The sequence below is a fragment of the Acidovorax sp. Q11 genome, from assembly GCF_054950075.1.
This window is the reverse complement of record NZ_JBUDZG010000011.1, coordinates 44,766-57,841: the sequence shown is the minus strand read 5'-3', so window position 1 is coordinate 57,841 and position 13,076 is coordinate 44,766. Positions and strand designations below refer to the sequence as shown.

Annotated in this window: 11 protein-coding genes; 5 read left to right on the top strand and 6 right to left on the bottom strand. The window is 67.1% G+C overall.

Going from position 1 to position 13,076, the window contains the following annotated elements:
* Positions 1-3: 3 nt before the first annotated feature.
* Positions 4-954, bottom strand: coding sequence for a LysR family transcriptional regulator (locus ACYZGB_RS11240; protein WP_462388299.1), 951 nt, complete (start codon positions 952-954; stop codon positions 4-6).
* A 115-nt stretch (positions 955-1,069) separates the two neighbouring features.
* Here ACYZGB_RS11240 and ACYZGB_RS11235 point away from each other — a divergent pair, with 115 nt between their 5' ends.
* The 4 genes from ACYZGB_RS11235 (at position 1,070) to ACYZGB_RS11220 (ending at position 4,961) form a co-directional block, all read left to right on the top strand.
* Positions 1,070-2,008, top strand: a complete 939-nt coding sequence (locus ACYZGB_RS11235; RefSeq protein ID WP_462388298.1) for a dihydrodipicolinate synthase family protein — start codon at positions 1,070-1,072, stop codon at positions 2,006-2,008.
* A gap of 76 nt (positions 2,009-2,084) precedes the next feature.
* Positions 2,085-3,059 (top strand): Bug family tripartite tricarboxylate transporter substrate binding protein, encoded by a 975-nt coding sequence (locus ACYZGB_RS11230; RefSeq protein ID WP_462388297.1) that lies wholly within the window; start codon positions 2,085-2,087, stop codon positions 3,057-3,059.
* The gene (locus tag ACYZGB_RS11225) at positions 3,049-3,747 is read left to right on the top strand and encodes an SDR family NAD(P)-dependent oxidoreductase (protein ID WP_462388296.1); all 699 of its coding nucleotides are present in this window, start codon (positions 3,049-3,051) and stop codon (positions 3,745-3,747) included. Before ACYZGB_RS11230 ends, ACYZGB_RS11225 begins: the two co-directional genes overlap by 11 nt.
* A 47-nt stretch (positions 3,748-3,794) precedes the next feature.
* Positions 3,795-4,961, top strand: coding sequence for a mandelate racemase/muconate lactonizing enzyme family protein (locus ACYZGB_RS11220; protein ID WP_462388295.1), 1,167 nt, complete (start codon positions 3,795-3,797; stop codon positions 4,959-4,961).
* Positions 4,962-5,016: 55 nt separating this feature from the next.
* Here ACYZGB_RS11220 and ACYZGB_RS11215 read toward each other — a convergent pair whose 3' ends face one another.
* From ACYZGB_RS11215 to ACYZGB_RS11200, 4 genes are all read right to left on the bottom strand, one after another.
* Positions 5,017-6,657 (bottom strand): tannase/feruloyl esterase family alpha/beta hydrolase, encoded by a 1,641-nt coding sequence (locus ACYZGB_RS11215; protein WP_462388294.1) that lies wholly within the window; start codon positions 6,655-6,657, stop codon positions 5,017-5,019.
* A gap of 172 nt (positions 6,658-6,829) precedes the next feature.
* Positions 6,830-7,861: a helix-turn-helix transcriptional regulator gene (locus ACYZGB_RS11210; RefSeq protein ID WP_462388293.1), complete on the bottom strand. Its 1,032-nt coding sequence runs from the start codon at positions 7,859-7,861 to the stop codon at positions 6,830-6,832.
* A 229-nt stretch (positions 7,862-8,090) separates the two neighbouring features.
* Positions 8,091-9,188 (bottom strand): M14 family metallopeptidase, encoded by a 1,098-nt coding sequence (locus ACYZGB_RS11205; RefSeq protein WP_462388292.1) that lies wholly within the window; start codon positions 9,186-9,188, stop codon positions 8,091-8,093.
* Positions 9,189-9,287: 99 nt separating this feature from the next.
* On the bottom strand, positions 9,288-10,499 hold the full coding sequence (locus tag ACYZGB_RS11200) for a M20 aminoacylase family protein (protein WP_462388291.1): 1,212 nt from the start codon (positions 10,497-10,499) through the stop codon (positions 9,288-9,290).
* Positions 10,500-10,576: 77 nt separating this feature from the next.
* Between ACYZGB_RS11200 and argE the strand changes: the two genes are divergently transcribed.
* On the top strand, positions 10,577-11,737 hold the full coding sequence (argE, locus tag ACYZGB_RS11195; RefSeq protein WP_462388290.1) for an acetylornithine deacetylase: 1,161 nt from the start codon (positions 10,577-10,579) through the stop codon (positions 11,735-11,737).
* A 142-nt stretch (positions 11,738-11,879) separates the two neighbouring features.
* On the opposite strand, the gene ACYZGB_RS11190 is transcribed toward argE, so the two are convergent.
* Positions 11,880-13,028 carry an ABC transporter substrate-binding protein gene (locus tag ACYZGB_RS11190; protein WP_462388289.1) on the bottom strand — a complete coding sequence of 383 codons (1,149 nt, stop codon included), beginning with the start codon at positions 13,026-13,028 and terminating at the stop codon, positions 11,880-11,882.
* Positions 13,029-13,076: the final 48 nt, after the last annotated feature.

Genomic DNA, 13,076 nt, shown 5'->3' with positions numbered 1-13,076 from the left:
CACCTACTGCGCAACCAGCGACGCGGACAGCTCCCACACCGCCTCGGCCATGGGCGACATCTCGGCGCGCTGGCGGTACAGGCGGATCTGCACCGGCAGGCTCCAGTCGCTGTCGCCCGCAGCGACCAGGGTGCCGGCCCGAAGCTCTTCGGCGATCAGGCTCTCGGGCAGCCAGGCCACGCCACGGCCTTCGAGCGCCATGGTCTTGAGCAGTACTGCATGGTGGGCAGTGAACACCACCGACACGCCCTGCGGCATGGCGGCGTCCGGCCCTTCGCTGAACAAGTGGCGCATGCGCGACCGCATGATGCGGCCCAGGCCCGAAGCCTCGCTGTAGGTCAGCACGGGCACCGCGTCCTGCTGCACGATGGCGTGCAACGGCTGGCCGGGCGACGCCGGGGCGGGCGCGCTCACCGGCAGCAGCACATCGTCCGACAGGCGCAGCACCGGGTACTGCGCCTCGTCCAGCCGGCCCGGCACGTCCGGGTGGCCGTGGCACAGCACGAACTGCACGCGGCGCTGCAGCATCAGGTCCTCGCAGGCATGCGAGCTGTCGGACATGGTCTGGATGGGGCCCATCTGCAGCCGGGTTTCGATGCCCACCAGCCAGCGCGGAAAGAAGGTGAGCGACAGCACGTGCGTGGCCGCAAACCGCAGGCTGGCGGCGGCCACGTCGTGCGCGGCGCGGGCCTTGATGCGGGCGGCCTCCAGGTTGGCCAGGATGGCCTCGAGCAACGGCAAAAACCGCTGGCCGGCCGGCGTGAGCGCCGCGGGGTGCGCGCTGCGGTCGAACAGCTCGACGCCGACCCAGTCCTCCAGCGCCCGGATGTGGCGGCTGAACGCGGGCTGGGCGATGGAGCGCGCCTCGGCCGCGCGCGAGAAATTGCCGGTCTCGGCCAGGGCCAGAAAGTCCTCCAGCAACTCCAGATCCAGCGGTCGGTTGCCAGGGCCCATGGGTGCGTTCCCGCCTTGCGATAGTTGTATGCGATTGAAGTATTGGACCGCGGGCACGGGGTGGGAAATGATCCACCCCGTCGTTCACCAGCATCCAACACGGAGACAAAAAAGCATGCCTGCCATCTCGAATTATCGCGGGATCATCCCCGCCATCTCGTGCCCCTTTACCCCCGACCACCGCATCGACGAGCCCGCGCTGCGCAAGCTCGCGGCCTGGCTGGCGGGCCACGAAGGCGTGGTCGCCATCATGACCAACGGCCACACGGGCGAAGTCTTTTCGCTGACGCCGGCCGAGCGCGCCGAAGTCACCCGCATCGTGGCCGACGAGCTCAAGGGGCGCTGCCCTGTGATCTCCTCCATCGTCTGCGAAGGCCAGAAGGATGCGGCCGACCATGCCCGCGCCGCCGTCGAGGCAGGCGCCGTGGCGCTCGACGTGATGCCCCCGCACCACTGGCTGCGCTTTGGCTTCACGCCCGGCCATGCGCTGCAGTACTTCGAGGCCATCCACCAGGCCGCGCCCAGCGCCGACCTGGTCTGCCACGTCTACCCCGCCTGGACGCGCGCCTCGTACTCGTCGCAGCTGCTGGCCGACCTGGCCCGGCTGCCCTATCTGCAGGCCTTCAAGGTGGGCCAGCGCGACATGAACAAGTACGCCCGCGACATCCAGGCGATCCGCGAGGCCGATGCGTCCAAGGCCATCCTGACCTGCCACGACGAGTACCTGCTGGCCTCGATGGTGCAGGGCGTGGACGGCGCGCTGGTGGGCTTTGCCACCTTCATCCCGCAGCTCATCATCGATTTGTGGAACGCCGTGAAGGCCGGTGATTTGAAGAAGGCCATGGCCGTGCAGGCCGTCATCACGCCGCTGAAGGATGCCGTGTACGGCGGCGGCGAGCCCACCGGCGAAGCCCACGCCCGCATGAAGGGCGGCATGTACCTGGCCGGCGTGCTGGACGACGCCACCGTGCGCCCACCGACCGAGGCGCCCAACGCGAAGGAAGTCGAAGCCCTGCGCGCTGGAGTGAAGCAGGCGGGTTTGCTCAAGCGCTGAGTGATGGATGTGGGCGGGGGATTTTGAGTCCCCCGCGTTGGTAGTTCTCGAACAAAAAGACCGGAGACAAGACACCATGCGACGCAATCAATTTCTCAGCATCACCCTGCGCACAGCCCTGGGCACCGCCGCGCTTGCCATGGCAGTCAGCAGCTTTGCGCAGGCCTACCCCACCAAGCCGGTGCGGGTGGTCATCCCCTTCCCGCCCGGCGGCACGCTCGACACCGTGGGCCGCCAGCTGGCGCAAAAGCTGGGCGAACAGATGGGCCAGAACTTCATCGTCGAGAACAAGCCCGGCGGCAACGGCGTGATCGGCGGAGACGTGGTGGCCAAGGCGCCGGCCGACGGCTACACGCTGCTGTTCAACGCGTCCACCTTCACCACCGCGCCCATGACCATGAAGTCCGTGCCCTACGGCGTGGTCAAGGACTTCACGCCCGTGGCGCTGGTGGCCAAGGCGCCGCTGTCGGTGGCCATCAACAAGAACCTGCCGGTCACCGATATCAAGTCGCTGATGGCCTATGCCAAGGCCAACCCCGGCAAGATGACCTTTGCCGTGGGCTCCATCGGATCGGCCGGGCACCTGTCGACCGAGCTGCTCAAACGCGCCGGCCAGCTCGACTACCTGATCGTGCCCTACAAGGGCACGGCGCCTGCGTTCCAGGACCTGATCGGCGGGCAGATCGACGGCTTCATCGACCCCATCCTCGGCTCGCTGCAGTACCACAAGAGCGGCATGCTGCGCGTGGTGGCCGTCACCTCCGCGCAGCGCGCAGCCAGCCTGCCCGACGTGCCCACGGTGGGCGAGACGATTCCGGGCTACGAGTTCTACAGCTGGTATGGCCTGTGGGGCCCGGCCAAGCTGCCGGCCGACATCACCCAACGGCTGAACACCGAGGTGAACAAGGCACTGGCCGAAATGACGCCCAAGCTGCGCGAGCAGGGGCTGCTCACCACGCCGGGCAGCATCGAGGACTTCGCCAAGTTCCAGCGTAGCGACATGGAGCGGTCGCAAAAAATCGTGACCGAAGGGAACATCCGTGTCGAGTAACACCCGCCACGCCCTCGTCACCGGCGCCAGCAGCGGCATAGGCCGCAGCATCGCCGAATCGCTGCTAGCAGACGGCTGGCGCGTGACAGGCCTTGACGTGGCCCAGGCGACGGTCGTCCATCCGTCGTTCACCCACACGCCCGTCAACCTGGCCGATGGCGCCGACATCGCCCGCGTGGCCGCCACACTGCCTGAAGTAGACGCGCTGGTCCATGCGGCCGGCGTGCTGCGCGTGGGGCCGCTGGGTCAGCTCGATCATGCGGGCGGCGAACTGATGTGGCGCCTGCATGTGGATGCCGCCACCCGTCTGGCCGATGCCATCGTGCCCGCGATGGCAAGGCGCGGCCGGGGGCGCGTGGTGTTCATCGGCAGCCGCGTGGCGCAGGGCATGGCCGGGCGCGGGCAGTACGCCGCGACCAAGGCCGCGCTGATCGCGCTGGCGCGCAGTTGGGCGGCCGAGGTGGCCGCGCAGGGCGTGACGGTGAACGTGGTCTCCCCCGCGGCTACGGCCACCGGCATGTTGAACGACCCGGCGCGCGCCGGGAGTGCGCCGCGCCTGCCGCCCATCGGCCGGCTGATCGAGCCGGCCGAGATCGCCGCGCTGGTGGGCTTTCTTCTTTCCGACCCTGCCGCCGCCATCACGGGGCAGGACATCGCGATCTGCGGGGGCTCGTCGCTCGCCCGCTGATCGCTTCGACTCCGTTCTTTTTTGTTTCATCCACCACCACGACCACCATGAAGATCGTCAACATCCTCGAATCGACCCGTCCCATCAAGTCGGACATCCGCAACGCCTACATCGACTTCTCGAAGATGACGCTCAGCCTGGTGGCCGTGGTCACCGACGTGATCCGCGACGGCAAGCCGGTGATCGGCTACGGCTTCAACTCCAACGGCCGCTATGGCCAGGGCGCGCTGATGCGCGACCGCTTCATCCCGCGTGTGCTGGAGGCCGAGCCCGCCAGCCTGCTCGACGCCACCGGCGAGAACATCGACCCGCACAAGGTCTGGGCGCAGATGATGATCAACGAGAAGCCCGGCGGCCACGGCGAGCGTTCGGTGGCTGTGGGCACCATCGACATGGCCGTGTGGGACGCCACGGCCAAGATTGCAGGCAAGCCGCTGTACCAGTTGCTGGCCGAGCGCTACGGCAACGGCACGCCCAACCCGCGCGTATTCGTCTACGCGGCCGGTGGCTACTACTACCCCGGCAAGGGGCTCGAAGCACTGCAGCGCGAAATGGAAAGCTACCTGGCGCGCGGCTACTCGGTGGTCAAGATGAAGATCGGCGGGGCCTCGCTGGCCGAGGACTGCGAGCGCATCGAATCGGTGCTCAAGATCCTCGGCCCGGGCCAGCAGCTGGCGGTGGACGCCAACGGCCGTTTCGACCTGCCCACGGCCATTGCCTATGGCAAGGCGCTCTCGCAGTACCCGCTGTTCTGGTACGAGGAAGCTGGCGACCCGCTGGACTACGAGCTGCAGGCCAAGCTGGGCGAGGTCTACAAGGGCCCGATGGCCACGGGCGAGAACCTGTTCTCGATGCAGGACGCGCGCAACCTGATCCGCCACGGCGGCATGCACAAGGACCGCGACTGGCTGCAGTTCGACTGCGCACTGAGCTACGGCCTGGTGGAGTACCTGCGCACGCTCGACATGCTCAAGGAGCACGGCTGGTCCCCCAGCCGCTGCATCCCGCACGGCGGCCACCAGATGTCGCTGGCGATTGCCGCGGGCCTGGGCCTAGGCGGCAACGAGAGCTACCCTGACCTGTTCCAGCCCTACGGCGGCTTCCCCGACGGCGTGAAGGTGGACAACGGCTACGTCACACTGCCGCCGCTGCCGGGCATCGGCTTCGAGGGCAAGTCGGACCTGATCGCGGAGATGCGGGCACTGGCATCCTGAAAACCGCAACTGCAGGGGCTCGCACCGCTGGTGGGCCCCTGCCGACGCGCGAAGCTCAGGCCGCCGAACAGGCAAAGCTCTCCGCCTTGCTCGCGTCACCCGTGCCGTTGTAGCGCGGGAACTTCGGAAACTCGCACACCGGGCGCTGGGCCGTGGGCGTGCGGGTGCCGGGCGCAAACTGGGTGGCCACCAGCTTGTCGGGCGCATTGCCTTTTTCCACCCAGGCGTCCAGCGCGGCCAGCAGATCCATCGACAGCGGGTCGGTGCCAGGGCCATCCAGGTTGTGGCCCACCGAGGGCGAGGTGAGCATGCGCGCAAAGCCCTGCACCTTGCTCGCGCCCAGGCGCAGCTTCACCGAATCAAGGTATTCGGCCGTGCGGTACAGCGACACGCAGGTGTCCGACAGGCCGTACCAGATCAGCAGCTTGCCGCCCTTGTCGGCAAAGGCCGAGATGTCGGGGTCGGTGCCGTCGATCATCTGCGCCAGGCGCAGGTACTGCGCGGCGTATTGCGTGGGGTCGTGGCGCAGGATGTCGGCCGTGGGGTTGCCTTCGACCACGCGCGCCGCCTCTGTCACCGCCATGTGGTTGAAGGACTCGCGCGCCTCGAAGCTCGGGCCGAACATGTACGACTCCCAGTCGGACGTGGCCGCGCCGCCCCGGCCAAAGCGCGGGTAGCCCACGGCGCCGCGCGAGAGGGTCACGGGCGTCTTGTGGTCGCTGTAGATGCTGCGGATGGTCTCGATCTGGCCTGCGGTCAGACAGGTGTCGCTGTCGACGCCTTTGCACAGCAGGTCGGTGGGCACATAGTTGCAGGCCAGGGCGTTGCCGATGATGCCGTCCTTCAGGCCGTCGAGCCCGTCACACGCAGCCGTCTCGGCCTTGGCATACAAAGCCACCTTGGCGGGACTGAGCCAGTTTTCGCGGTTCTTGAAGATGTGCTGGATCACGTTGGGGCCCAGGTTGACCTGGTGCGCCTGCTGGCTGATGGCGGGCTCCATGGCCACCACGCCGTCATAGTCCTGCGGGTATTTTTGCGTGGAGATGAGGCCCGAGCGCCCGCCGTTGGAATGACCCATGTGGTAGCGCCGCACGGGGCGCTTGCCGTAGAACTCGGTGGCAATCGCCGTCCCCACCTCCAGCACGAAGTGGTTGGCATCGAATGCGTGGTTGCGCAGCGCCACATCGTCCTTGGCCCACTCGAAACCCCGGCTCTGGTGGCCGGAGTCGGAGCTGATCTTGACGTACGGGTTGGCCGAGGGCCCGACGAGCTGCTGGTACCAAGGGTCGTCGGTGGGAATAAAGCCATCGAGCCCGCCGCCACCAATGGTCAGGGTCTTGCCGTTCCACTGCGCCATCGTCGGCAGCTCCACCGCCCACTGGATGGTGGACCCGGGCGACGAGACGATCTGCCCGCGCACGATGCACACATCGGGCAGAGTGCCTTCGGCCTTGCGCAGCTCGGTGCGCGCGACCTTTGCGCCATGGGGCAAGGTGGCCGAGGTGTAGGCGGCGCAGGCCTCGGCCAGCGGCTTGCTGGCCAGGGGTGCGGGGGCATCGTTGCCGCCGCCGCATGCGGTCAGCGCGAGGGCGGCGATGGTGCCCAGGCCACTCAGGGTGCGGGTGGCCCATCGCCCGGTGGGGTGCGCGGCGCGATCGGTCGGCGCCACGGCGGCGCGGGTGGGGTTCGGGAACATGCGGAAAGTCTCCTGTGGTGTGTTTTTCTCAGGAGCCCAGCTTGTGGCGGCAGCGCCACCGCAGTCTCTGGGACTCCGGTGCGGACGATAGAAAAAGAAGTTGCCGCTGCGGCCTCTGCAAATGCAGAGGGAGCGGGAAACTACCGAGCCCGCACAGCGGCGGGCCACCGCCCTACGCGTTGCGCAGCGCCGCCACCAGCTCCAGCTTGTTGCGCACGCCCAGCGCTGCATAGGCGGTGCGCAGATAAGTGCGCACCGTGGCGGGTGTGAGGCCCAGCGTGGCGGCAATGTTCTTGTGCGATTGCCCCTGGGCGTAGAGCATGGCCACACTCAGCTCGCGCGGGGCCAGCACCTGCTTGTGCTGGCGCGAGGCAATGCTGAGCGCCACCAGCGGGCCGCAGGGCTCCAACCGCAGGCGGCAGGCCTTGCCCAGCACCAGGTTGCAGGGCGCACCCGGCAGAGCCTGCACCACGGCCGGGGGCAGGCGGGTGCCGGCCCATTCCGGGCAGGCCACTTGCAACGCCTGGCTGATGCGCAGGCCTGCAAACAGCAGCTCTCCCGTGGGCTGGGCGAGCGCAAAGCTGTCCCAGGGGCGGCGGGGTGAATCGTTCTGCAGCCGCTGCAACCGGTGGTGCCAGTGCTGCATCAGGTGCACCACAAACTCGCCGAACAGCACGGTTTCGGCATCGGTGAATTCGGTGCGTGTCTGCGGGCGGTAGACCGAGACAAAGAACATCAACCCGCTGTGTGGCAGCTCGGCCGTGAGGGCCATGCAGTGGTACAGGCCATGGCGCTCGGCGAAGGCCATTACCTGCGGGTCTTCGGGCAACGCACCCACCACGTCGCGCTCGCGGATCACCTCGCCCAACCGGCGCATGGACTGCTGCGCAAAGTCATCCACCGCCGCCAGGGCATTCCATTCGTCGGCAAAACCCCGGGCCAGGCCGATGCTGCCGTGCAGCCAGTTGCGCGGCGCGGCCTGCGCACTCGCGCCATCCGCAGCGCCGCCCTTCGAACCACCCGCCGACACCTCACCCCACCAGGCCGAATCAAAAGGCACCAGGCTGCGCAGCGTTTGCAGCGCCTGGTGCAGCAGGTCTTGTGGTGGTGCCTGCTGGGCCTGTTCGGAAAGCAGGAGCAGGCTGCGGCTGAGCGCACGCAGCGGGTCGGCAGGCGGTACCTGCAGGGCGGTGCGCGGGCTCATGGGCTAGCGCGCTTGGAGGCCGCCCGGGGGGCGCTGAGGCCGGTGGCGGCGTGGAATGCAAGGGCCATGGTGTCTCCTGGTTTTTTGGGCGATGGTAGCCGCCACCGGGGCACCGCCCAACCGCCACCCCAGCATGTGCTGCCCAGAAGACAATTACTATACTTTTAGGAGCAAAAAACCCTTTGCAGAAGCGCGGAGAAGGCCATTTTTACGCCCATTCCGCAGTCATTCAACCGGCCAGGCCATCCACCGCCTGGAACATCGACTGCCGCGCCTGGCTCACGATCTGGCCCTTCCACACATCGGTGTCGGTGTAGAAGGCGGCGAGCATCTGGGCCTTGATCTGCGCATGCTGCTCGGCGGGCGCGCCGGGGTGCAGGTTGAGCCATTGCTCCGCGCGGATGGCGTTCATCACGTCGAACACGGGCACGGTGCCGTACTCCATGGCAATGCCGGTGTATTCGGCATGGGGGCATTCGTCGTAGATGGCGGTCCACATCAGCCCGGTGAGGAAGGCCGAGGTGGACGAGCCGTCGTAGATCGACGTGACTGGCGTGGCGCCGCCGCCGTCCCACCAGGCGCGCGCTCGGGCCACGGCCACATCGTTGTCATTGCCCGCATAGATGCGTTCGCCATGGCCGCTGGGCCCCAGGCCCGTGTGCAGATCGATCCAGGCCACGTGCGAAGCAGCCGCACCGTGCTGGCGCAGCACCTGGCGCAGGGTGCGGTTGCTCCAGGTGGGCTCGGTGCCGCCAAAGAAGATGCCTTGCGGAAACTCGTGCTGGCCCTGCGAGATGGCGGCCTGCCAGGCGGCCTCGCCCTTGGTGTCGATGTACTGCTGCACAGCGGCCAGGTTGTCGGGGCCGGGCGGCCACTGCTCGGGCAGCAGCAGGGGCTGCACCTCGCGGTAGGCAGTGTTCAAAGGCAGGGGCTTGCTGAAGTCCTGGAAGTTGCGGTTCAGGTCCACGTTCTCGTGCGTGAAGCGGCGCACATGCGAGAAGCCGTAGGGGTTGAGCGCATGGATGTAGAGCGTGGCCACGCCCGCCGCATGCGCCTTGTCGCGCCACTCCTGGTCGTGCAGTGCAAACACCTGCACGCCGCTGCCGCAGTAGCCTTCGGCGCCATGGCAGGCGCTGCTCACAACGAGCAGCTTTTTTGCATCCACCGGGCCGTCGCGCACCACGTCCATTGCCAGGTCTTCACCGTCACGGCCCTTGAGCGGGTGGGCGTGCGATTCGATGGGCAGGCCGGCGGCTGCAGCGGCCTCCAGAAACTTCTTGCGCGCCTCGGCGTAGCTGGGCGAGAAGGCTTCAACGATTCCGATCATGGACGTGGCTTTCAGGGGTCAGTGGGAAAGACAAAGAGAACCCGGGCACGCGCGTTGCGTGCGCCCGGGTGGAGGGAGATCGACGGGTATCGAGGGGTATCAGGCCGCCTTGGCGGGCTGTGCCAGCCAGGCTTCGGCCAGCTTGACCCAGTAGGTCGCGCCCAGCGGGATCAGGTCGTCGTTGAAGTCGTAGCTGGGGTTGTGCAGCGTGCAGGGGCCGCCGCCATGGCCCATCTCGCGGTGTGCGCCGTCGCCGTTGGCGATGAAGCAGTAAGCACCGGGCTTGGCCTGCAGCATGAAGGCGAAGTCTTCGGCGCCCATGGTGGGCTCCTGCGCCAGCACGTTGGACTCGCCCACGATGCTGGCCATGACCTCACGCGCAAACTCGGCCTCAGGGGCCGAGTTGACGGTGGGCGGGTAGTTGCGCACGAACTCGAATTCGCACACGGCGTCATGCGCGGCGCAGGTGTGTTCGGCAATCTGCTGCATGCGCTTTTCGATCAGGTCCAGCACCTCCAGCGTGAAGGTGCGCACCGTGCCCTGCAGCTCGCAGCTGTCGGGCACCACGTTGGTGGCCTCGCCCGCGTGGATCATGGTGACCGAAATCACGCCCGCGTCCACCGGCTTCTTGTTGCGGGTGATGATGGTCTGGAAGGCTTGCACCATCTGGCAGGCAATCGGCACCGGGTCGATGCCGTTGTGCGGCAGCGCGGCATGGCTGCCCTTGCCCCGGATGGTGATCTTGAACTCGTTGCTCGACGCCATCACCGGGCCGGGGCTCACGGCGAACTGGCCCACGGGCATGCCGGGCCAGTTGTGCATGCCGTACACGGCCTCCATGGGGAACTGCTCGAACAGGCCGTCCTTGATCATCTCGCGCGCACCACCGCCGCCTTCTTCGGCGGGCTGGAAGATCAGGTACACGGTGCCGTCAAAGTTGCGGTGCTTGGCAAAGTGCTGCGCGGCTGCGAGCAGCATGGCCACATGGCCGTCATGGCCGCAGGCGTGCATCTTGCCCTGGTGTTTGCTGGCATGGGTGAAGGTGTTGAACTCCTGCATGGGCAGTGCGTCCATGTCGGCGCGCAGGCCAATCGCACGGCCATTGGCGCCCCCATCGCGCCCCTTCACGATGCCCACCACGCCCGTGGTGCCCATGCCGCGGTGGATGGGAATGCCCCATTCGGTGAGCTTGCCCGCCACCACATCGGCGGTGCGCACCTCTTCAAAGCACAGCTCGGGGTGGGCGTGAATGTCCCGGCGCACCGCTGCAATACTGGCCGCCTGGGTGACGATGGAGTCAATAACGTTCATGATATGTGTCCTTACGGTCTCACAGTCTAGCCCGCTGGCCGCCCCTTGCGCCACCCCGGGTTTATTTGCACTGCAACATGACACTCTCCCCGCACGCCCTCGAACTCGCGCAAACCCTGGTGCGCATAAACACTGTCAGCCACCACTCCAACCTGGAGCTGATTCATTTCATCCGCGACCACCTGGCCAAGCTGGGGGTGAAAAGCCGCCTCACCTTCAACGAAGACAAGACCAAGGCCAACCTGTTCGCCACGCTGGGCGAGGGCAAGCCCGCAGGGGTCATCCTCTCGGGCCATACCGACACCGTGCCCTGGGACGGCCAGGACTGGACCATGGACCCGTTGAGCGCACTGGTGAAAGACGGCCGACTCTACGGGCGCGGCAGCGCCGACATGAAGGCCTTCATCGGCATTGCGGTCTCGCACGCCGAGCAATTCCTGCACAGCGATGCGCCATTTGCCATCCACCTGGCGTTCAGCTACGAGGAAGAGATCGGCTGCTTTGGCGTCAAGGAGCTGATCGCCGACCTGCGTGACGCGAACATCCAACCCCTGGCCTGCATCGTGGGCGAGCCCACCAGCATGGTGCCCGCCATCGCGCACAAGGGGGTGTACCGCTACAAATGCTGCGTGCGCGGAAAAGAGGCGCATTCCTCGCTCACGCCCCACTCGGTCAATGCCATCGAGATGGCCGCGCGCGTGGTGGGCCGGGTGCGCGACATGGCGGAAGACTTTGAAAAGAACGAGCCCCGCTTTGAAGGCTTCGACGTGCCGTTTTCGACCAGCAGCGTGGGCCAGTTCCACGGCGGCATTGCCGACAACGTGGTACCGCGCGACGCAGAATTTCGCTACGAATTCCGCGACCTGCCCACGGCCAACGCCGCGCAGATGCAGTCCGACGTGGTGGCCTACGCCAAGTCGCTGGAGCCCGCGATGAAGAGGGTGGCGCCCGCAGCGGGCTTCGAGTTCGAGACCATCTGCGAGATTCCGAGCTTCTTGGGCAGCAAGGACGACCCGGTCACGCGCCTGGCGCAGGAGCTGAGCGGCGAAAAAAGTACCACCCTGGTGGCCTTTGGCACCGAGGCGGGGCTGTTCAAGAACGCGGGCATCTCCACCGTGGTGTGTGGCCCCGGCAGCATTCAGCAAGCCCACCAGCCGGATGAATATGTGAGCCTGGAGCAGCTCGCGCGCTGCGAGGCGTTCATGCAGGGGCTGGCGCGCACCAAGTCGTTCGGCTGACGCGCGGCAAGCGGGTCAGGGCCACGCAAGGCGCGCGAGGACTGCTCTGGGCGCGGCCCCGATCAGCGCTACCGTGGAACTGGCTTTGCCAGGCCACCGGTGGCGTCCCCCTGAGGGGGAAGACGCGAAGCGGCGCAGGGGGCTACGTCCGCACCCGGCCGTCCCCGGTCAGCATCGACATTTCCACAAACTTCGACGCCGCGTGGCTGGTGGAGCTGAACGACACCGGAAAGCCCGAGATCACCTGGCTGCCGATGGACTCGGTGCCGGTGATGAAGCTCTCGCGCGTGATCTTGCCGCTGGCCTGGGCCTGGCGCAGGCCCTCGGTGAACACGCGGGCGGCCACGTAGCCCTCCATGCTGGAGTAGTTGGCCTGTACCTTGTCGCCACCTTTTTTGATGGCCTCCAGAAACTCGCGCGTGATCTGGCGCGAGGGCTGGTAGGGCGAGGGCACCACCTGCGACACCACCACGCCGGCGCCGTCCTTGCCCAGCTCGTCGGCCAGAGCCTGCGTGCCCACAAACGACACGTTGTAGAACGTGCCGCCAAACCCCGCCTTGCGCGCCGCACGCACAAACGCGGCGGCCGAGGCATAGGCCGTGATCTGCACGATGGCATCGGGCATGGCGGGCACGAGCTTGTCCACGGCCGCCTTCACGTCCACCGAGTTGCGCTCCACCGTGGCCGTGGCCACGGGGGTGAGCTTGAGTTCGGTGAGGGCCCGGGTCACCCCGTCCAGCCCGGCCTTGCCATAGGCATCGTTCTGGTAGAACACCGCAATCTTCTTGAGCCCCAGGTTGGTGAGCTGGCGCACGATGAGCGCGGTTTCGTCGTAGTACGAGGCACGCACATGGAAGATGAGCCGGTTGAACGGCTGGCGCAGCGCCTCGGCACCGGTAAAGGGGCCAAAAAACGGCACCTTCTCCTTGGTGAACAATGGCAGCGCCGCCAGGCTGGTGGGGGTGCCGATGTAGCCAAACAGCGCAAACACATCGTCGGCGATCAGCTTCCTGGTGTTCTCGGCGCAGCGGTCGGGCTCGTAGCCGTCGTCCAGCGTGCGAATCTCGACCATGCGTTTGCCCACACCGCCCTGGGCGTTGAGCTGGTCGAAAAACAGCTTGGCGCCCTGGTTGAACTGCACGCCCAGCTGGGCGGCCGGGCCGGTGAAGGCCGCCGACTGGCCCAGCACGATGCGGCCCTCGCCCTGCGCCTGGGCCAGATGGAAGCCCCCCAGCGCAGCCGCCCCCAGGCCCACGGAAAACTGTCTGCGCCCCAGTGCCATTTGCTTCATGGTGAAATCCTGCTCTCTCTGCTGTGAATCGAGGGCAACCCCTCTGCG